This window comes from Niastella sp., assembly GCF_045805085.1.
In the GTDB taxonomy this organism is placed as follows: domain Bacteria; phylum Bacteroidota; class Bacteroidia; order Chitinophagales; family Chitinophagaceae; genus Niastella.
On record NZ_JBJMLX010000361.1, the window covers coordinates 1 to 22,224 of the forward strand.

16 protein-coding genes, 1 pseudogene and 1 riboswitch are annotated in these 22,224 nt (G+C 46.3%); of the genes and pseudogenes, 4 read left to right on the plus strand and 13 right to left on the minus strand.

Going from position 1 to position 22,224, the window contains the following annotated elements; translation table 11 throughout:
• The 7 genes and pseudogenes from thiH to thiS all read right to left on the minus strand — a co-directional run.
• A pseudogene (gene thiH, locus ACJ751_RS18630) lies at positions 1-210 on the minus strand (2-iminoacetate synthase ThiH); the annotation flags it as partial.
• Between the two features lie 97 nt (positions 211-307).
• A complete protein-coding gene (locus ACJ751_RS18635) occupies positions 308-1,096 on the minus strand; it encodes a thiazole synthase (protein ID WP_407747026.1) in 789 nt (262 codons plus the stop codon).
• Between the two features lie 21 nt (positions 1,097-1,117).
• Positions 1,118-1,744 carry a thiamine phosphate synthase gene (locus ACJ751_RS18640; protein ID WP_407747027.1) on the minus strand — a complete coding sequence of 209 codons (627 nt, stop codon included), beginning with the start codon at positions 1,742-1,744 and terminating at the stop codon, positions 1,118-1,120.
• Positions 1,738-2,493 (minus strand): hydroxymethylpyrimidine/phosphomethylpyrimidine kinase, encoded by a 756-nt coding sequence (locus ACJ751_RS18645; protein WP_407747028.1) that lies wholly within the window; start codon positions 2,491-2,493, stop codon positions 1,738-1,740. Before ACJ751_RS18645 ends, ACJ751_RS18640 begins: the two co-directional genes overlap by 7 nt.
• Entirely contained in the window at positions 2,466-3,074 is a 609-nt protein-coding gene (locus ACJ751_RS18650) for a thiamine phosphate synthase (RefSeq protein WP_407747029.1), read from the minus strand. The genes ACJ751_RS18645 and ACJ751_RS18650 overlap by 28 nt, the downstream gene beginning before the upstream one ends.
• Positions 3,074-4,960, minus strand: a complete 1,887-nt coding sequence (gene thiC, locus ACJ751_RS18655; protein WP_407747030.1) for a phosphomethylpyrimidine synthase ThiC — start codon at positions 4,958-4,960, stop codon at positions 3,074-3,076. The genes ACJ751_RS18650 and thiC overlap by 1 nt, the downstream gene beginning before the upstream one ends.
• A gap of 131 nt (positions 4,961-5,091) precedes the next feature.
• The gene (thiS, locus tag ACJ751_RS18660; RefSeq protein WP_407747031.1) at positions 5,092-5,295 is read right to left on the minus strand and encodes a sulfur carrier protein ThiS; all 204 of its coding nucleotides are present in this window, start codon (positions 5,293-5,295) and stop codon (positions 5,092-5,094) included.
• Between the two features lie 68 nt (positions 5,296-5,363).
• Positions 5,364-5,458, minus strand: a riboswitch (TPP riboswitch).
• A 449-nt stretch (positions 5,459-5,907) separates the two neighbouring features.
• Between thiS and ACJ751_RS18665 the strand changes: the two genes are divergently transcribed.
• A complete protein-coding gene (locus ACJ751_RS18665; RefSeq protein ID WP_407747032.1) occupies positions 5,908-6,279 on the plus strand; it encodes a hypothetical protein in 372 nt (123 codons plus the stop codon).
• Positions 6,280-6,480: 201 nt separating this feature from the next.
• Entirely contained in the window at positions 6,481-8,769 is a 2,289-nt protein-coding gene (locus ACJ751_RS18670) for a TonB-dependent receptor (RefSeq protein ID WP_407747033.1), read from the plus strand.
• A gap of 57 nt (positions 8,770-8,826) precedes the next feature.
• Here the strand turns inward: ACJ751_RS18670 and ACJ751_RS18675 are convergent, their stop codons facing one another.
• Positions 8,827-9,735: an AraC family transcriptional regulator gene (locus tag ACJ751_RS18675; protein ID WP_407747034.1), complete on the minus strand. Its 909-nt coding sequence runs from the start codon at positions 9,733-9,735 to the stop codon at positions 8,827-8,829.
• 103 nt (positions 9,736-9,838) lie between these two features.
• Here ACJ751_RS18675 and ACJ751_RS18680 point away from each other — a divergent pair, with 103 nt between their 5' ends.
• On the plus strand, positions 9,839-12,178 hold the full coding sequence (locus ACJ751_RS18680; RefSeq protein ID WP_407747035.1) for a DUF5703 domain-containing protein: 2,340 nt from the start codon (positions 9,839-9,841) through the stop codon (positions 12,176-12,178).
• A 16-nt stretch (positions 12,179-12,194) separates the two neighbouring features.
• Positions 12,195-12,887, plus strand: a complete 693-nt coding sequence (locus ACJ751_RS18685; RefSeq protein ID WP_407747036.1) for a hypothetical protein — start codon at positions 12,195-12,197, stop codon at positions 12,885-12,887.
• Between the two features lie 161 nt (positions 12,888-13,048).
• On the opposite strand, the gene ACJ751_RS18690 is transcribed toward ACJ751_RS18685, so the two are convergent.
• The 5 genes from ACJ751_RS18690 to ACJ751_RS18710 all read right to left on the minus strand — a co-directional run.
• Positions 13,049-15,073 (minus strand): glycoside hydrolase family 127 protein, encoded by a 2,025-nt coding sequence (locus ACJ751_RS18690; protein ID WP_407747037.1) that lies wholly within the window; start codon positions 15,071-15,073, stop codon positions 13,049-13,051.
• A gap of 27 nt (positions 15,074-15,100) precedes the next feature.
• A complete protein-coding gene (locus tag ACJ751_RS18695; RefSeq protein ID WP_407747038.1) occupies positions 15,101-18,553 on the minus strand; it encodes a glycosyl hydrolase in 3,453 nt (1,150 codons plus the stop codon).
• Between the two features lie 186 nt (positions 18,554-18,739).
• On the minus strand, positions 18,740-20,068 hold the full coding sequence (locus ACJ751_RS18700) for a bile acid:sodium symporter family protein (protein WP_407747039.1): 1,329 nt from the start codon (positions 20,066-20,068) through the stop codon (positions 18,740-18,742).
• 119 nt (positions 20,069-20,187) lie between these two features.
• Positions 20,188-20,847 (minus strand): aspartate/glutamate racemase family protein, encoded by a 660-nt coding sequence (locus tag ACJ751_RS18705; RefSeq protein WP_407747040.1) that lies wholly within the window; start codon positions 20,845-20,847, stop codon positions 20,188-20,190.
• Between the two features lie 32 nt (positions 20,848-20,879).
• Positions 20,880-22,224: four-carbon acid sugar kinase family protein (locus ACJ751_RS18710; RefSeq protein WP_407747041.1), on the minus strand; the 1,345-nt coding region annotated here is incomplete at its 5' end.

Consider the following 22,224-nt stretch of genomic DNA (forward strand, 5'->3'; position numbering starts at 1 on the left):
CCCAAAACGTTGCTGGGTGAGTTGTTGGCTCAACCGCGCCATGGGTTCCAGGTAAGGAGCAGCAGCGGGCGAGATCAGCGCCATAAAATCATCCAGCGTTCTGCTTTGTCTGCCCAGGGCAGCCTCCACATCAGCAGTTGTTTTGCTGTAAATACGCTGCTTCACCTCGTCCCAGTTGTATTGATTGAAGATGTCGATAAAACTATCCATGGTATTTATCTGTAAATATCAATTGTGTTTTGGCCAGATGGAACTTACTCCCGACAAGTCGGGACAGGCTATGGCAAAATTTTCATTGCCCTGTATGTCATAATGAAAATTTTGCCATAGACGTTTCATCTAAAAACGCCGTTAAAGGACTACTTGCAATAGCGGTGTTCAATGGTTTGGCCAGTCGTGCTTCGTAGGCTATTCTGCCTGCTTCTACAGCCATTTTAAAAGCGGTGGCCATTTGCACCGGTTGACCGGCCACTGCAATAGCCGTGTTTACTAATACTGCATCGGCGCCAATCTCCAATGCTTTGGCTGCATCTGAGGGTGAACCGATACCCGCATCTACTACTACCGGCACCTTGCTTTGTTCTATAATGATCTCTAAAAAATCAATTGTTTTTAAGCCTTTGTTGCTGCCAATGGGTGAACCAAGCGGCATTACGGCGGCAGCCCCGGCTTCTTCCAGACGTTTACATAAAACCGGATCGGCATGAATATATGGCAACACCACAAAACCCATTTTTACCAGTTCTTCGGTTGCCCGTAAGGTTTCAACCGGGTCGGGCATCAGGTATTTGGGATCGGGATGTATTTCCAGCTTCAGCCAGTTGGTTTGCAACGCCTCGCGCGCCAGTTGCGCGGCAAAGATGGCTTCTTTGGCTGTACGCACGCCCGAGGTATTGGGCAGCAGGTTGATGTGTTCATGTTGCAGGTGACGTAAAATATCATCCTGCGGATTGTTCATATCAACCCGTTTCAACGCTACCGTTACCAGTTCTGAACCGGATGCCAGCAACGCATCTTCCATTGCTTCGGTTGAACTGAATTTTCCCGTTCCGGTAAAAAGACGGGACTTGAATGTTTTATTCGCTATCGTTAACATAGTGTTTCGTTTTTGATAATCTTAAAAACTATACAAACCATTAATCTTTTTCACGGCTGCTTCTCTATCAACAGTATTGGAAATGGCACCCGAAACAGCAACACCATATACTCCGGCATCTCTTAACCCAGGCACATCATCAGGCAGAATGCCACCAATAGCCACAATAGGTGTATAGAACGCTGCTGCGCGCATTTGATCCATAATGCGTTGATAGCCTTCGAGGCCCAGCACCGGGCTTAATTTTTCTTTGGTGGTCGTAAAACGGAAAGGCCCTAACCCCACATAATCAACGCCTTCCAGTATCCGCTGTTGAATATGTTCAAAGGTATTGGCAGTGCCGCCAACGATCATGTCTCTGCCTACAATGGCCCGAACATCCCGTACAGCCATATCCTGCAAACCTACATGTACGCCCCAGGCATTTACCGACCTGGCCACCTGCGGAAAATCATTAATGATCAGTTTGGCGTTGTGCCGGTCGCACAAGGTTTTTACGGCCTTTGCCAGTTCCAGCACTACCGTTTCAGGTTGGTTCTTTACACGCAATTGTACCAGTTTACAACCGGCGTCCAGCGCTTCTTCGATGGCCGTTACATGCGTTTTTGTCGCAGTTTGCTGTGAAATAAAATATACCCGTTCTAACATGTTGTATGATATCCCAGTAATGACTGGTTGCTGTTTAAAAATGATTCTATATACTGTTTCGCACCGCGGCATGCCTCGGGCAGCGTTGCACCTTGCGCCAGCCGGGCGGTAATGGCGGCCGACAGTACACAACCCGATCCGTGTTTGGGAAATACGGTTGAAACACCTGCCTCTATTGTTGTATATCCGGCGGCTTCATACAAAGTATCAACACCCAATGCATCCGGCCTGTGCCCGCCTTTTAAGAGTACAGAACAAAACACAGCCCGGTCATTTTTTATCAACGCTTCACCGGTAATGGACTGCAGTTGTTGCAGTTCACTGTAGTTGGGCGTAACAAGGGTTACCCCGGCTAATACCGCATCCAGGCTGTGAAAGGTATCCACTGCATGAAAATCGTACCCGGCGCTGGCTTTTAAAACCGGGTCCCATACAATTTGTATGGCTGGATTGCTTTCTTTTAAGAACACGAGCACCTCCAGCAGGGTTTCCAGCGAATCGATGATCCCGATCTTACAGGCTGATATTACAAATTTGTTCATCAGCGGTTGCAATTGCTCAATGATCCGCTCTGCTGATAGCCAGTGAATATTTAAAAAGCTGTCATCGGTTTGAACCGTTAAGGCGGAACAAACCCCAAAGCCATAAACCGCGTGTTGTTCAAAAGTTTTGCAATCGGCCAGCACCCCTGCGCCGCCGCTGGGGTCGAAACCCGCTATGGTCAAAACGTTAGGACGTGGTGTTTGCATAGTTTATAATTTTCAACGGCGTTTGCCGGTTCTTTCCAGATGGCGCCCAACAATGCCGCTCCATCAAAATTCATAGACATGGCTGATCGGATATTCCCGGCATCCACGCCACCCAGCGCTATTACTGATATGGGCTTCTGTTCATCCTTCAAATAAAAATCAACATCGGCTACACCCTTGTATTGCTGTTTGGAAATACTGTCGAATACCGGCGAAAAAAAGGCATAGGAAAAAAGCGATGTCAACCTTTGTAATGTTGGCAGGTCATGCACCGAAGTGCTTAACGTGTAGCCTTTGTTTTTCAATTGCGTCATCTCTTCTTTAGATGTTGACTGCCTGTTTTCTTCCCTGTAATGCCAGCGATGGATGTTAAATGCCGACATCAAATGAAAGAAGCCGTGTAAGGCAATCCGGTTATGATATTCAGCCGGAATGGCTTCTATCAATTGCCGCACTGCTTGTTCATCAGCTTCCGGCTTGCGCAAATGAAACACGTCCAACCCTTCGGCAAATAATTGCTGAATGATGGCCGCTTCGTTTGGCACTGCAGTAGCACTTGATATAACAACCAGCTTAAACATTACAGGTACAATTGACTTCCTTTCTCTGCAAATTCTTTCGACTTCTCCTCCATCCCCTTCTGTATGGCATCCCCATCCTGCAAATTATTTTCGGCTGCATACTCGCGAACATCCTGCGTAATTTTCATGGAGCAGAAGTTCGGTCCACACATGGAACAGAAATGCGCCACTTTAGCGCCATCGGCCGGCAGGGTTTCATCATGAAACTCGCGAGCCGTATCAGGATCGAGAGAAAGGTTGAACTGATCTTCCCAACGGAATTCAAAACGCGCTTTGCTCAATGCATTATCGCGGTATTGCGCGCCGGGATGTCCCTTCGCCAGATCGGCTGCATGGGCTGCGATCTTATAGGTGATCACGCCATCCTTTACATCTTTTTTGTTGGGTAAACCCAGGTGTTCTTTGGGCGTTACATAACATAGCATGGCGGTACCAAACCAACCGATCATGGCTGCGCCAATGGCAGAAGTGATATGATCGTAGCCGGGCGCAATATCAGTGGTCAACGGCCCGAGGGTATAAAAAGGCGCTTCTTTACAATGCTTCAGTTGTTTATCCATATTCTCCTTGATCATGTGCATGGGCACGTGACCCGGTCCTTCGATCATGGTTTGCACATCATGCTTCCAGGCAATGTCCGTAAGCTCACCCAATGTTTCCAACTCAGCAAATTGCGCAGCATCATTGGCATCGGCCAAACTTCCGGGACGCAATCCATCGCCCAGGGAGAATGCCACATCATATGCTTTCATGATCTCGCAGATCTCTTCAAAATGGGTATACAGAAAACTTTCTTTGTGATGCGCCAGACACCATTTGGCCATGATGCTGCCACCGCGGGATACAATCCCCGTAATGCGTTTGGCGGTTAATGGAATATAACGCAACAGCACACCTGCATGTATGGTGAAATAATCAACGCCCTGCTCCGCCTGCTCTATCAGGGTATCCCGAAACAGTTCCCAGGTCAGTTCTTCGGCTTTTCCATTTACTTTTTCCAAAGCCTGGTAAATAGGCACGGTACCAATGGGTACGGGTGAGTTACGAATGATCCACTCCCGCGTTTCATGAATATTTTTACCGGTTGATAGGTCCATGATGGTATCGGCGCCCCAGCGACAGGCCCATACGGCTTTCTCCACTTCTTCTTCAATGCTGGAGGTTACTGCCGAGTTACCGATATTGGCATTGATCTTCACCAGGAAATTGCGCCCGATGATCATGGGTTCACTTTCAGGGTGATTGATATTGCTGGGAATAATGGCGCGACCGGCTGCGATTTCATCCCGAACAAATTCCGGGGTGATATAACTTTTTGGGGTATTGGCGCCAAAGCTATGCCCCGTATGTTGCTGCGCCAGCATGGCATAGGTGCCATTCAGTTGTTCTTTTAACTGATCGAACCGCTGGTTCTCGCGAATGGCGATGTATTCCATCTCCGGCGTAATGATACCTTTACGGGCATAATGCAATTGGCTGACGTTATAGCCGCTTTTGGCGCGCCGCGGTTTTCTCAGGTGTTCAAAGCGGAAGGCATCCAGCTTTTCATTATTCAATCGATCAAGACCATACGAAGAAGATACCTGTTGCAATTGTTCGGTATCCTGGCGATCGATGATCCATTTTTCACGCAGGGGCGACAAGCCCTTCTTTACATCGATGATTAGATTTGGATCGGTATACGGCCCGCTGGTATCATATACAGTAACAGAAGCGTTCTTTTCGGTAGCGCCTTTTTTACCATGAAGTTGGGTGTCGGTGAGTGAGATCTCACGCATGGCAACCGCTACATCTTTATGCAGTTGTCCTTTTACATATATCTTTTTCGATCCCGGAAAAGGCGCTGTAGTTATTTTTTGTTGACTTGGAATAGCTTCCTTCTTCATTATAATATTTTTTGGTGAATGGTGAATTCGTGAATCGAAAGTCGGCAATCGGTCAGCCAGCTGGCGATTGAATCGGCAATACTGGTGCGCGCCAATTGCCGCGATAGGGGTAACCGGTAACTGGTAACCGGCTACCCTCCCTGTGTAGCCCGGATCAGCATGACTTTATCAGCTGGCTGTAAAATATAAGCCGGCCAATCGGTGCTGGGAATAACGGTTTCATGAACCGCTACTGCCAAACCGGCAACCGGTATGCCTAATACCTGGATGAGCAATTGCTCCAACGAACATTGGTCAGGAATATCCCTGGATTGTTGATTGATAAGAATGTTCATACCTACGTTTTTTTATCACTTCAGGGAATGAACATGCAGCAAAAGAGAAATGAAAGAAATGAAAATAAAAGAAGACTTTCACTTTTCCCTTCGGCAGTACGAACTGCATCAGGTTCAAAGGGTATTATCTCAGTCCGATGTATGGACACCCCTAAAGTGGGGTAAAGGTAGAGTTTTTTTTGAAATAGCAATTTTTTTGTAAAAAGGCTATAGTTTAACCGGGAGCAGGTTGACCAGTTGATCAGTTGACGAGTTGACAAGTTAACAAGTTGACAAGTTAATAAGAAAGAAGAAGCTTAGGGAAATAAAGTAGAGGGTTGATAGGGTTGAAAAGGTTGATACAGTTGATAAAGGAGGAAAAGATGAAACAAGTGAGAGATGAAAACAGTGAGGAATATTTCCCTGTCGCGAGTCCTTTCACGTTTCACGTCTCTGCCCTCTGCTTCGCCCGCCGAAGCTTTAGCGTAGGAGGGCCGTTTGCCCTGCTTCTTACTAGTAGAAAAACAGTAGCAAAGACAAAGCAAGTATAATATGACAAAAGTCAACTGATAAACTGATAATTTTCATGCAGTTTATTCGTTAACCTGATATCTTTGCCTGAAATTTGAAGACTTGAATAAATGGTGGACGATAGTGTTCCTGATAGGCATGCTGGGGCAAACCTTCAGCAAAAGCCTTATCGTCCTGAATTTCAAGGTCAATCAAAAGGCTATTGCGGCCAGTTTGTGCCAGAACCGCAACAAACCCAGAAGCTGCTGTCATGGTAAATGTTATTTGACCAAACAGCTGAACAAAGAGGAAAAATCGCAGGACATCCCACTCAATGGTGGTTCAAGCCTGAAATTCGAGGTAGTATTATTTAGTGAAAAGAAAGTTGAAACGCACTACCTTGTAATCAACGAAAAACCGGTACATGTATCGCGGTATACCGATCCCATCTCACAAAGGGCAATAGACGCAGTTTTCCATCCGCCACAAGTGTAATCGCTACTCCACACATCTCAATCATTTTCATTTTTATTTGTTTCTTACCTGCTGTAGGTATGTCCCTGAAGGCATGCTATTTACAGTATGTAATGTAATAAACCTGTTCCAACGAATAATTCCACTTCAACCTTAGCATGCGAAAGCAAGCAGGCTTTGTATTGCCTGAATTGGCTACTGCATGTGCAATACGCTATGACCATGAGACGCTTTATAAAATGGGCAACTGCTTTACTGATCGTATTGACCGGGCTCCGCTCCTATTCGCAAACAAACTGCACCGGCAAAGTGATAGACGCCATTACGCACGAACCGATAGCCCGGGCTTCTGTACAGATCAAACAAAGCAATAAAGGAACTATTACCAATACGAATGGAGAATTCACCCTGCCAATGGCAGATACCGCGAACGAACTCATTATTTCTTCATTGGGATACCAGCCTGTAACCATCCAGGCAGGCACAGAAAGTATATTACTGGTAAACTTACAAAGTAACAATAACAGCTTACAGGAAATAGTGGTCAGCGCCAGCAGAACCGCTCAAAAACGCAGCGAAGCGCCTGTAGCCATTACCACCATCAGCAAACAAACGATGGAAGACACCAAGGCCACCCGCATCGATCAACTGGTGAATAAAGTAAGCGGCGTGAACATGGTGAACCTCGGTAATGAGCAGCATGAAATGAGCATTCGCCAACCAATGACCACCAAGAGCCTGTTTCTGTACCTGGAAGACGGCATTCCCATTCGCACCACGGGTGTTTACAACCACAATGCGTTACTGGAAATGAACCTGCCTGCAGCCCGCCAGATAGAGGTTATTAAAGGGCCTTCTTCTTCACTATATGGCGCTGAAGCCATTGGTGGCGCAGTAAATATCATCACCCAGGCGCCGCCTGCCTTACTCACCGGCAAGGTCAGCGCACAGATCACCAACACCGGCTATAAAAGAACGGATGTTCAGGTGGGCAATACGTTTGGAAAATTTGGGTTGCTGATCAGCGGTTATTATGCCGACCGGCACAACGGCCCTATTGATCACAGCGATTTTCATAAAATCGGCATCACTGTTCGTGGTGATTATGCCATCAGTGAAAAAACAAAATGGGTGAACGATATCACGTATGTAAATTATTTCAGTGATATGCTGGGATCTCTCGACAGCGTGCATTTCGCCAATAAAGACTACAGCACGCCGCAGACATTCACGTATCGCAAAGTGCCTGCCCTTCGCTATAAATCGCAGCTCTTCCATCAATGGAATGACAACAGCACTACGCAGGTATCTTTCGTATACCGGGACAACTCGGTACAACAAAACCCATCCTACCGCGTGAAGAATGCAACCGATCCAATGATGGCTTATGGAGAGATCAATAACAGCTCCTTCAACACGTATATGGTGATGGCCCAACACCAGCAATCGTTCAATTTCCTGAACAGTAAACTGATCGCAGGTATTACTGTAGATAACAGTCCCTCTGCCTATGTCGCCCACTTCATCAACATTCAACGCGACAACCGGGGGTATTATATCAGCTATACCAACACAGATTCCGTATTGAGCCAATATTCAGTAGGCATCAATAACCTGGCTTCGTATTTACATTACGAAGCAGAACTGGCAAAGGGGTTGAAGGTGACCGCAGCCCTTCGGTACGATTTCTATCACTATAATTTCGAAAATGCATTGCCGCCTTCTGCATACACGGGGTCGCCTTCTACCAAAAACAGTTTCAACCGCTTCTCGCCAAAAATAGGTGCTACGTATAATTACAAAGGCCTGGGTTTGTACGCCAATTACAGCGAGGGTTTTGTACCGCCACAGATCAGCGATCTGTACGTAGGAGTAAAAGTGCCCTTTCTTGGCTCACAGACATTTTATAATTATGAAGTAGGCGGCTGGTTCTCCCTGCTTAAAAATAAGTTGTATGCCGACTGGAGCTGGTACCTGTTAAACGGCACCAATGAGATCATCAGTGTAAAGAACCCTGACGGTTCTACCGAAAACCAGAACGCCGGCAAAACAAAACATACGGGTATTGAATATGGCATCACCTGGCGCCCCGTGAATGAGTTGTCTGTCCGGTTCAGCGCGGCCAACAGCAAACACACCTTTGGTGATTATGTTGAAAAGGGAGTGGCCTACAACCATAACCAGCTGGCCGGAGGCCCGCGGTTTATTGGTAACGCTGAAGTAACCTATAAACCTGTTTTTGCAAAAGGCTTACGGGTGGGCGCCGAATGGCAGCACATCGGGTCTTATTTCATGGATAATGCCAATACAAAAAAATATAGCGGGTATGATCTGCTGAATCTGCGCGCCGGCTATACCATTCATGCTTTTGAAGTTTGGGTGAATGCCATGAACGCTACTAATAAGTATTATTCAACTTATGCCAGCAAATCGGGCAGTACGCTGAGTTATAACCTGGGTGATCCGCGGGAAATTAATGTAGGTATAGCCTATAAATTTGGAGCGAAATAAAGAGTTGACCAGTTGACGAGTTGACGAGTTAACCAGTTAACACGTCAACTTGTTAACTTAATCCTTTTTCTGCGAACGATACTGTTTCGGAGATAAACCAATGATCTTACGAAAGCGTTTCGAAAAATAATACGGATCATCGAAACCCATACTTAAGGCAATATCTTTTACGGAGTTGGTGCTAAAGTCGAGCTGCTGACTGGCCTTTTGCATTTTCATCTGAATGAAATAATCGATGGGTGCATAGCCGGTCTTTTGTTTGAACAAACTGGAGAAACGGGAAGCCGAATAATTATAATGACTGCTCAGGTCCTGCAGGGAAATATTTTCATTGATATGCTCTTGCATATACAGGATGGCGCTGTCAACCACATCCAGTTTATCGTTAGGACTAACTGTTGTATGCTTCGAATTATAAATAAACAGGCTCAGGAAATGCGGCAAACATAAATTGGCGAAAATGAGGTTATCGGTACTATACCCTAACTCCAGCGCTTTGTACATTCGGGAGAACATGATCTGGATCTCACTGCTGCTCTTGATGTAAAATGGTTTGAAATGTTTTTGAACGGCCTGCAGCGAATTCATTTGTGGTAATGAATCCCCCCCGAAATGGATCCAGTAAATACTCCAGGGATTATCATCTGTGCTGCCATAAGCATGTTCAACGTTCTGTGGTAAAATAAAAAACTGGTTCGGCCCTACCTCTGATTTCTTATCTCCTATCTGATACCAGCCAGCGCCATCGACACAATAAAATAAAAAGTTTTCCGGTAACCCTTTCTTCCGGTAGGTATAGTGACCACGAGCATTCGGATAATATCCCAGGCTGCAAACGTACAACTGATTCAACAAGGCGTTGGTTAGTACTTTTTGCTTCAGCACCGTTTTCGGGATCTCTATGCGCTGGCGACCAATTCCATACCAGATGTTTTTGTGGGAACCCTCTTTATTTTTCGCATTCATATGGTATAACAATAGAATTTACGGCAAGATACTTACATTCGCTGATTCCCGGTGTGATCTGATAATTTTCCACACCCGGGAACTTCGAATCGTACATCAGCCCATGAATAAAAAAGCAATTCTTTTTATAACAGGAATTATCGTTTGTAACCTGTTGCCGCTGGTTTTACCGGCACAGTCTGTATTACCAACTTACAATATTATCTGGAATTCACAAAGTAGAAATGCAGGCGAATCCATGCCCTGTGGCGGCGGTGATATCGGACTGAACGTTTGGGTTGAAAAAGGCGACCTGTTGGTGTACATGGGTAAAAGTGGTTGCTTCGACGAAAACAATGCCTTATTAAAAGAAGGCAGAATACGCGTCAAATGTACACCGAACGCTTTTGAGGGTGAATCCTTTAAACAGGAATTGAAATTAGCGGAAGGTTATGTTCAAATAGAAGGCCGGAACAACAAGCTGCAAACGACCATAAAGATCTGGGTGGATGTGTTTCGTCCCGTGATCCATATCGATGTTACGGGCAATGAAGCGGTGAAGACTGAAGTGAGTTATGAAAGCTGGCGGTATACCAACCGCACCCTCACCGGCAAAGCCAATAACGCCAATTCCTACAAATGGGCCCCGCCCGCTGAAGTAATTACTTATAAAGATAATATTGATTTCAAGGACAACGCCGTGCTGTTTTATCACCGCAATCGTGCTGATATACCCAACGTTTTTGATATAACGGTAAAACAACAGGGGCTGGAAGCGGTAAAAGACCAGTTATACAACCCTCTTGCCAATCTAACGTTTGGCGGTTCGTTACAGGGTAACAACCTGCAACCGGCGGGCACCTACACCGGCATTTATATGGATACCGATTTCAAGGGCTGGAAACTGCAGAGCAAAAAAGCCAGTCGCGACCATCACATTACCGTTTTATTGCATACGGCGCAAACCACTTCTGCTGAAGCCTGGTTAGCCGGGTTGCAAACCGTTAGTTCAGATGCTGCTAAAAGTTCAGCAACTGCGGGGCAGCAAACCCGCAACTGGTGGAACCAATACTGGCAACGAAGTTTTGTTTTTTTACAACCCAATCGGCCTGATACCGGTTCTGTGCTCTGGCAAACCGGTCGCAATTACCAATTGTTTAGGTATATGCTTGGTTGCAACGCCATGGGACATTATCCTACCAAATTCAATGGCGGTTTATTCACGTACGATCCATCAGCAACAGATAGCAGCTTGCGCTTTACACCCGATTTCCGCAATTGGGGCGGTGGTATTCACACCGCGCAGAACCAGCGGCTGGTTTACTTTCCCCTCTTGAAAAGCGGCGATTACGATTTAATGAAACCCCAGTTTGATTTTTACCTGCGCATATTACATACGGCTGAATTGCGGAGTGAAACCTACTGGCATCATGGGGGCGCCTGCTTCCCGGAGCAGATTGAAAATTTTGGCTTACCCAATTGTACCGAATGGGGTTGGAAGCGTCCCGCCGATTTTGACAAGGGTGTTGAATACAATGCCTGGCTGGAATACGAATGGGATACCGCGCTGGAGTTTTGTTTAATGATCCTGGAAACAGAACGGTATAACGGTAACAACATAAAAGAATACATTCCACTTATTGAAAGCTGTCTGCGTTTCTTTAACGAACATTACCAATACCTGGCCAGTAAACGGGGAAGAAATAAACTCGATGGAAAAGGTCAACTGGTGATCTTTCCCGGTTCAGCAGCAGAAACTTATAAGATGGCGTATAACGCCAGCAGCACGGTTTCCGGGTTGCGTACCGTATTGACAAGATTGTTGGAATTGCCTGCACAATATCTTGCAGATTCATCTCGCACCCAGTGGCAACAGATGCTGTTGCGCATCCCGCCTATCAACTTCAGACAATTTGGTACTTACACGACTATTGCGCCGGCCAAACTGTGGGAGCGGATCAACAATACAGAATGTCCACAGTTATACCCTGTTTTCCCTTGGGGGATTTATGGTATTGGCAAACCGGGTTTAGACACCGCCATCAATACCTTTAAACATGATACAGACGCCCTCAAATTCAGAAGTTATGTTGGCTGGAAACAGGATAACATCTTTGCCGCCCGCCTGGGTTTAACCAGTGAAGCGCTGCAACTCACAACCCAGAAATTAAAGAACAGTGGCCGCCGCTTCCCTGCTTTCTGGGGTCCTGGCTTCGACTGGACACCCGATCACAACTGGGGTGGCAGCGGCATGATTGGTTTACAGGAAATGCTGTTGCAAACCGATGGCAAAAAGATCTACCTCTGCCCTGCCTGGCCCAAAGACCAGGATGTGCATTTTAAATTACATGCGCCATATAACACTACGGTAGAAGCTACCGTTATAAATGGGAAAGTGCAGTCGCTCATAGTGGTTCCGGAAGAAAGAAAAAAAGATGTGATCGATCTGTTTTCCCCGAATTAATCAAAAGCTTTTGAACATGAAGTCCTGCTTCACTTTATCGCTGTTCTTCCTGATAACAGGTCTATCACAGGCGCAATCGCCCTGCGATAAAATAAAGTATGTCGACAAACTGGCAATGGCGCCATCCGAGTTACCGGTGCAGGATTTCAAATTGTTTGATTACAACCAGATCCCCGATTCTGTAAAGACCCGCCTGCAAAGCGAAATCATCAAGGAAACATCTGCCGCCTTCTTCAAGGAACTAAAAGTAAGAACCGTAAAATATCTTGACTCAGCCATCAATTCAACATTGTTTACGCCTGTTGTAATTCTCGACAATGAGAACAACCCCGTGAACTTTGTATACGCCATCTTTTATGAAATGAAATTCAAAGGCGAGATCCCTTTTGTATTTAAACTGGAAGTAAAACAAAATGGAGGGTTGCTTAAGAAAGGACAGTTTGAAGGGATCGTAAACCCGAAAAAGAAGATCATTCCCTGCTCCAAAGCATTATCAATAGCAGCTACCGACAAAGAAGCGCCTATTACCAAACCGGGCGAGATCTATATTTACTATAATCAAACTTACAAAACGATAGTCTGGCAGATCATGGAAGCCGACAACACCACCGGCGACAGCCAGCATGTTACCGTGATCAATGTTTTTGATGGGGAGATCTTGGAGAGGAACGAGTTTTTGAAAGGAATGACCAACTTCGATAATGAATAACACCGAAGACGGCAAACGGCAGACGTGAATCGGCAATCGTGAATCGGCAATCGTGAAATGGTTCGCGATTGCTGTGATTAATAATTACCTTGCACCACCGGCATTTTTCTGCCTTCTGCCTTCTGCCTTCTGCCTTCTGCCTTCTGCCTTCTGCCTTCTGCCTACTTCCGCACCCACACCGTCATATCCGACTTACCACGATTACCCCAGGCATAATATGGCACCATGGTTATTTTTATCGGCGTTGCGGTAGTCCGCACTTTTCTATATAAGGCGTTTGACCAATCTTCTTTAGGTTCTAATAATGCAGTTCCCTGTAAGGTAGCGATCTTGCTTTTGCTGATGGTAGTGAGAACCGGTTTCAGATCGTTCTTAATAGGGATAGCAATATCAAACACGTTGGTTCCTTTTGGCAGATCGGTTGATTCCAGGCAATACACCACAGGGCCGCGTTTCACCGCCAGCTGGTTACGGGTTTCTTCTACAAGCGGATTGCTTTCAATCAACGTTACCGGCATGCTCAGATCCAGTTCTACTACATCACCTGCTTTCCAGGTACGGTTGATGGCTGCATATTGCGCCGGTTTGATGGAAGCAGCTACAGGTTTGCCATTCACCGTTAACCCTGCTTTCTCACACCATCCTGGGATGCGCAGGTATAGCGAGAAAGCTTTTGCTTCCGCTTTTGTAACAGTGAACGTAATATGACCATCCCAGGGATAATTGCTTTGTTGTGTCATTTCCAACGCGGAACCATCTTCCAGCTTTGTTGAAATTTTATTAGAACCATACAAATGCACCCACAATCCTTTGTCTGAAGTAGTATAGGCATAATCCCCTACTTCCGCCATGGTACGCACGGTGTTGGGCGGACAGCAATTCGACAACTTAATATAAGGAACACGGCCGGCTTCCTGCCAACGCAAGGTGTAAGGATAATCAGCGGAATGGCTCAGCGGGTTGGTATAAAAGAAATTATTTCCATCGAGGCTGATGCCTGATAAAATGCCATTGTACAATTCCAGCTCCATTACATCGGCATACTTGGCATCACCCGATAACAACAACATCCGCCAGTTCCACAACAGGTTGCCGATGTTGGCGCAGGTTTCATTATGTGCAGTGATATTAGGCAACTGGTAGGCACGGCCATAGGCCTGATGCGTTTTTTGAATAACAGGCGGTTTATAAGAAATTCCGTAAGGAGAAACGCCATCATACAAAGCGCCACAACCGCCGGTAACGTACATTTTTTTATACACCACATCGTTCCAGATGCTGTTCAAACAAGTCATCAGGGAATCATCACCGGTTTCAGCATATACATCCGCTACACCGGCATATAAATAGTTGGCTCGAACTGCATGGCCCATCGCCTCTTTCTGTTGACGGAAAGGAACACGGTCCTGGTTATCATCTGTACCCTCTTCCACCAATCCACGAATATTAATAAGGTTGATGGCCAGTTGCAGGTATTTGGGATCACGGGTTGTACGATACAATTCCACTACACCCATGTAATGCGAAGGGCAAATGGCATTGCGCGCTAACTCAGGGGAGGCCCGTTTGTAAAAATTATCCAGATAATCAGCTGCTTTGATCGCCACATCCAGCAACGTTCTTTTACCGGTAACGCGGTAATGAATACAACCGGCGGTCATTAAGTGACCGAGGTTGTAGGTTTCAAAATTCAATCGATCTGCAAATGCTTTTTCTTTATTCGTTTGTTTGCGTGCTTCGATCAACACAGGGGTATGAATATACCCATCGGCACGCTGACAGGCAGCAATAGTAGCAATGGCCGTATCGAGCATGGTCTCCAGGTTCTTGTCTTTTGTAACCGCATATAAACTGGTTACGCCTTCCAGCAGTTTATAAAAATCACCATCATGAAACGGCGGTCCACTGTGCGAACCCGTATCCTTGCCTGCTGCAATTTCAAAGTTCTTATACGCATGGCTCACATTGGCATCGGTATAGGTGCGCCATAAATGCGGCACCATAGAATCTTTACATACCTGCATCCGTTCGCCCCAAAACCCACCTGTCCAAACGGTGGCCGACAGATCAACCGGTTGTAATTTCACATGCGTGCTCTTGCTGGTATTCACCAGGCTGTTGTTCTGACTGTACACGCAATCTCCCACTACCAACAGGACGAGGAAAAGATGAATACGTTTATACATATCTTTTATAAAATTTATCGGTTCGTATTAGTAACTTATAATTTCCACCGGTCCTAATAAACCGGCTGGTAATAAAGGCTTGTCTTTTGTCCAGAAAGGTGCGTTGGTCCAGGTGATGCGTTCTTTCTCAGGTAATAACAGATCGCCTTTCAACCGGTTGAACCAGGTATTGGTCACTTCGATCCGCAATTCATTTTTACCGGGTCGTATAGCTTTTGAAACATCCACCTGGTAAGGCGGGGTCCATGCCACCCCACAATCTATTCCATTCACATATACTTTTGCCAGGTTGGCTACTTTGTTTACATCTAATTTAAATCTTTGACCGGCATACATTGTAACATTATTATCAAAAGTGGTTGTATAAACAGCAGTTCCGGAATAGTATTTAATGGCATTATTATCATCTATTGACCAGTCTTTCAACTTTTCAAAAACAACTGGTTTTGCCGGACCACCTTTTGTACTATCAAATGTAACTGTCCAGCTATTTTTGATAGTATCAACACGAAACTCGTCATCTATATTTTTGACAATGCCCTTTGTTGTTGGAGTACGCAGCACTACGAATGCCGATCCGCTGGCAGGCAGCTCCAAATGAAATTGAGTATACCCATTTTCAAAAGAGAAGCTCACTTTTAAATCTTTTTCACCCGTAACCGGATCCCAGATCTCCGGCATCTTACCGTTTACCCGTAAAGAAACATTAAGCGCTCTTGACTCATTAAGCTGATTGCTGAGGAAGTATATATCAACCCCTTCGCCTGCCCTGTGCGTCCAGGCTATATTACCGGCGTTTTTTTTCGAGGCATCCAGCATAACCACATCTTTTTGCAGACCAACAGGAACAAAAGAACTTTCCATATAAGGCCCCTGCACAACAGTGCCTTTGCCTACCTTCCATTGTTTCAATTTGCCAGCCGGGGCTTTTTTCCAAACGGTAGCGGCTATTGCTTTCACTTCTTTATCAGCAGTTGGCCCTTGTTCCAGGCTGTATGATCGTTCAGGCGCGTCATTTACAATAATGGTGGCGCCGGCCTGTACCAGTGCTGCAATCTTTTTTATAACAGCCGGTGTCATGCGTTTGGCAACGGGTGACATAGGATGCGGCTGTGGCAACACCAGTACTTTGTAACTGGCGCCACCAGGGAATTCTACTCTTCCGTTGCGCACAGTAGCCTGCATCAATACATCGGGGTTAAAACAATCATAAGCATACCCATGCAAAGGATCGATCCATTTTTCGGGATCGGCCATATTGGCTGTATGTGTTACTCCTTCAGGCATCGTTCGTAACGGGTTACCGTCATTGGCTAATCGCTTTTTCTCTGCTTGTACAGCGGAGTCGCCAAAAATGCCTGGCAGCGTACTTACTAATCTATCAGGCAATATGGATCGGCGGGGAATTTCTTCGCCGGTAAACACGGCCACATCCACTACCGGTTTACCAAACTGCAATAAGGCCTGACAGCGTTGTGCATATTCCACCCAGGCGACGCCCGGTTTCCACCAGGTTTGATCCCGTTGAAAATACAACCCGATCCCATTCAACGTCATACCCGGTTTGCGGTCCAGCCAGGGATTTTCCATTGATACGTGGTACACCAGCTTGTTTATACCAAGGGCATAATTTCTATCGCCCAGTGCTTTTAACATACCGGGATGTTCATCCCAGGCCAGTCGCAATTCGGTAAATGCTTCTGCCTGGATAACCGGTTTGCCATAGATATGTGCGCCGGAGATGGCATCGAACATATCGTTTGGTTTATCATGTGTGGGACTGCGTAACCAGAATTCGCCCATAGGAATATCTGCTTCCTTATAATGCAGTAATCCATCACTGGTCATTGTGGGAGCGATACTTTCCGCACTCATCACACAGCCCTTTTCATGCGCCAGGTTTTTCAACGTTATATAAAACACATCTCTTACCAGCTCTATAATTGTCTGACGCACGTCGTATAAAAAGCGTTCCGATACATCGGCGCTTTGCACGGGCACGCCTGTCATGGTAATGAGATAAGGTAAGCAGTCATAGCCACGGCGTTTTTTAAACTCCGCCCTGAAAACCGGCGACCAGTTCTGGCTGCCGCATTCCCAGCTATCGATATGAAATAATTTCAGTACTTCTTTGGCTACATCCGGACCGGCCTGACGAATGGCTTCTCCAAACCATTTATCGAATTGCAGCTTTACTGCTACGGGATTGAACTTATCGCACTCCAGTCCTTTACCACCGCCACCGGTGGCATTGGTTTGTCCGGTTGAGGTATGACCAATCCGCATAATGGTCCAGTTACCTTCGGGCACTTGCCAGGTGAGATGCCCATCAGCCGTCATTTTACTGGTGATGTCGATGATGCGATCCAACGGCACACATAACGAATCGGGCACCTGTGCAGTAGTCGTGCGTTCACTTACGCGCCAGATGGCGCCGCTTTTCCCTTCGTATTGATGGATCACAGGTTCGCCGGACAGATAAATACCAGTGACCTTTAACACCGGTTTCCATTTGGCAGCATCCAGGTCTTCAGATCCGGGTTCCAGTTCTTTTTTATCATATACAAATCTGAAATACCGGGCTGTAGTTGTTTTGATAGCATGGGTAACATCTGCATCGGTATCCTGCCAGCCATGCCGGGGTGATTGCAACCGTTCAATGGGTTTGAAAACGTTGCCATCATCGCTCACCAGGATCTGCAACCGGCGCGAAGGATAATTATTACCACCGGTTCTGATAACAATAGAACGACAGGTAAATGGTTTGTCGTAGGCGTATTGTATCCAACAGGCGCTGTCGCTTTTAAAGCTCTGGCGGCTACGTTTTTCGGTAAGGAACTGCGGCGAAACGCCAGTTACACTGCTGGTCACTACCGGGATCATTATCGTATCCGCAATGCTTTTTTTGATCATCGTGGGATACGCAAATACCGCAATGTCTTTATAATAATTTTCTTTTGTTTCAGGTTGCGGCAAAATGCCATTGAAGGTTTGTTTTCCCGAAACATAGGTTTTTGTGCTTACCACGCGTTGCATAGACAGTTCAGGTTTTATCCATGGGCCACCGGCCAGCGCAAAACCATCACTTACGTGCATCCCCAATTGAAAATGCAGGCGTGTGGCTTCCTGCATGGCAAATTTTACCAGTTCCCACCAATGGGGTGATAACTGTTGTGCCGGCGGATTGAACAGCGGCAAACTATCCGCTCCCTTGATGAACATCATGTAAGCGCCGCCCAGTCCGGCCGATTTCATTGCTTCCAGGTCGGCGGTAATTCCTTCTTTGGAAGCAGCAGCCTGCATCCAGTACCAGAACACCCAGGGTTTGGCTTGCTCCGGTGGATGCCGGAACAATTCATCCAACGAGGTATCTGTTAACGGGGCATTTGTAAATGGTGTCACTCCAGAATACTTACCTGCCTGCGGAAACAGGAACAGCACCGCTAAACAACAAGCTAATATGATACTATGTTTCTTCATTTATTAATGATGGATCGTGAATCGGTAATCGGCAATGGCGAATCGTGAAACGTCAAAGGTGAAACGTGAAACGTGAAAGGGTTCGCGACGAAGCAACATTCCCCACCATTTTCAACTCTCACTCTTTCATCCTTCGCCCTTTATCAACTCTATCAACCCTGTCAACCCTATCAACTTGCTTTCTGGTCAACTGGTCAACTCAACCTCCTTAATACCCAAACTCTCACTCGCAACAACCAGCGCATCTTTAACCGGCCGTTTCCGCCAGTAATTAGCCAATATAGATCCCGCCACATTCATCCATGGACTGAACACGGCAGCGGGTAAACCCAGGGTGCCGAGTTTGCCCATACTGGCGGCAATACCAGATGCCATACCGGCATTTTGTAATCCCACTTCAAAGGCTACGGTGCGGGCCGAGTTTTTATCTAATTTAAACAAACGACCTAACCAGTAACCAAAGAAGAAACCGGCGGCATTATGGATCACTGAACACAGAAATAATAAAAAACCGGTCTTTAATAAATTGTCATGTCCGGCAGCGGTGGTAACTGTGGTAAAATAGATGATGCCGAACATGGAAAAATAAGGCATTGTTGAATCAAGCTTTGTAATGGCCTGCGCCAACAGGTGATATAATACACCGGCTACGACAGCGCTCAATAAAAAGCCGAATATTTCCATTGATTGTAACAGCGATTCATTGGTAATGTTAGTGGATAGATAATTCCATAAACCCAGTGGCAGGGCCGCCAGCCAGAAGGCCGCTATTATAAATAAAACAATTATCACCCGAACACCTTTGGGCGAGGCTGTTTTTAAAAAATCGTGTAAGAGGGCGGCGCCGATTGGTACGATCACGATCTTGATGATCTCCATCATCATATTGAGCACTTTTACCTGTACCAGCGTGCCGGCCAATAATTTCATTAATAAGGGCGTAAAGAAAGGAGCTGCCAGGGTAGCCATAGCAGTAACCACAACAGATAACATGAGATTGGCCTTTGCCAGATACACCATTACGTTAGAGGCCAATCCACTTGAAGTGGAACCAATCAAAATAATACCGGCGGCAATCTCCGGTTCAAAGTGAAATACTTTTGTAAGCAGCAATCCCATCAGCGGCATGATGGAGAAATGGCATAGTAACCCAATCACCACGCCCCTCCCCGTTTTTCCTACACTGGTAAAATCTTCGAGTTTCATTTGTATACCCATGCCAAACATCACCAGCTGAATGATGATCAGCATCAACCATTTGTTCCGCAGATCAATGGAACCTACTATGGTAAAGGCGGCAGGATACATCATGCCGGCTACGACAGCCGCAATGATCCAGGCGGTATACCGATATCCCTTCATTGTTCGAACAGCGCCTAACCCGATCGCTGTGCACACAGCCGTAATGACCGCAGCCGGTTTGTACAACGACGGTTGCTGCATACATACACCGATCAGTAAAGCAACTGCTCCTACTATACCAGCTATTAAAAAAAATTGAGCTACCCTTTTCATATGGAACTTTGGGTTACAGGTTACAAGTTTCAGGTTTCAGGGTAGTCATTAATTGCTGCACTCCCTGTAACTTGTAACCTGCAACCTGAAACTGATAGTTAAGAACTGAGATATTTTTTTTAAAGAACCGAAGCAATATGTTGTACCGCAATCCCTGGACTGGCCAGGATAGGCACTTTTTTATCTTCCGGCGCCAGGGCATCTGCCACGCGGGCCATAGAAGCTTGCGCCAATACGATCACATCTACTTTGGCAGATAATTCGCGTAAGGCTTTTCCAACCATTTCATCGTGTTTAGCGCCATCGCCGCTCATCAATGCGTCAAAAGCGCCTTCGCACAATACCGCCTGCAACTCTATTTCTTTGCCAGCTGCTATCGCTCTGCGTTTTACCAGGTCGCTGGTGGGTGCCAGCGTAGTTGATAAAGTAGCAATTACGCCAATGCGCTTGCCGGTGCGTACTGCCTGATCGGCCATAGGCTGGTCAACGCGCAATACAGGCACATTGGTCAATGCAGCAGCGGCTTCTACAGCGGGACCAATGGAGGAACAGGTTACCAGGATAAAATCGGCGCCTGCTAATTCGGCTGAACCAACATAGTTTACTACCCTGCGCGCAGTGGTGGGCGTTAACTCACCACAGGCGATGGTGTTTTTTATCAGGCTGTCATCAACAATGTTGAACACCTTTACCTGTGGCAAATACTCACTTACTAATTGCTGGAACATAGGTACCAACGTGGCTGAAGTATGAATAAGTCCTAATGTTTTTTGTTGCATGTTGTATGATGTTTTCTTCTGTTATAGTCGAATTAATTCAAATGGCCCTGCATCAACACTTCAAAATAATTGTCGCCGCCAACCTGTCCGCCCTTGAAATTCACTTCCAGTCCATCAATGGGCGAAGCGGGCGCGCTTGCTTTACACAAGGGTGCTCCGGGTACCAGGGGTGCAATCATTTCCACGGCTTCGATCCACATGGCGCGGGCGGCATAACTGCTGGTATCCCCACCGGCAATCACGATCCTTTTTAAGGGTGATTGAGCCGCTGCGTCACGCGCAACTGATCCCAACGCCCAGCCTAATTGTTCTGCGGGTAAGTTAATTGTTTGTTGCTGTGTTGCCCCACCAGTACTTATGATCACGTGTTTTCCCATGTTCAGGCAATCAACTGCTTTGTTAATGGCTTTATAGATGGATTGTTGATCATTATTGCAGATGGCAGGTGCATCCAACAAGATCTCTTCAAACCCTTTTGATTTGGCATAATCGATCTGTCCGGCCGTTACTGGCGAACAACTTCCTGCAATCACCAACAAGGGTTCCGCTTTGCCGGGATGTTTCCATTCAGACCTTGACTTCAATTGGTTGGTGAAGTTCCAGTGCTGACCCAACGCCATTTCTATACCAGATGAACCTACGGAGAACAAAGTGCCCGAGTTGGCTTGTGCATCTATCAGCTCACCAATAAGCATCAGTTGTTCCTGGTATAAGGCATCGAATAAGGCGATATCAAATCCCTGCTGCACCAACTTGTCCCACGCTTCCTGTAGCGATCCACTGGATAATTGCAGCATATCTATCAGCCCGGTTTTCTTCGTGGTTTGTTTTTCCAGGTGAAGCCGCAGATCACTTTCATCGGCTGGGGTTACCGGGTGTTTGCTCATGGATGGGTGCCTGTCTAACCTGTAAATCTTTCCATTGCTGCCAATACCCATACGGGCAAACAAATTACCAAACAGGCAATAACGGCCCAATATAGGTGCTGCTACCAACAACGGCACGCATTTGTTCTTGAAAACAGTAATACCGGTTTCGATGGCTTTTCCTATGCTTCCTGTTGTTGGGGAAGAATCAAAGGTGGAGCAGACTTTATAATGCACATGGCGCGCCCCGGTTTGCTTTAATTTTTCAAATGCAGGTAACAGGGTTTGCTCCATTTCTGCCGGCGCCATCGCACGGGTTTTACCGGCCACCCCAAATGCATGGAGACCCGGATACTTTTTTAATTGCTCCGGTGTTGGCGGTTCAATAAACAGAGCGGTCTTTGCTCCGGCCCGGGCGAGAAATTCCAGTGCATCGGTGGAACCGGTAAAGTCATCTCCGTAGAATGCCAGTAATATGTTGTTGCTATTATTATCCATTGTTGTTTTGTCA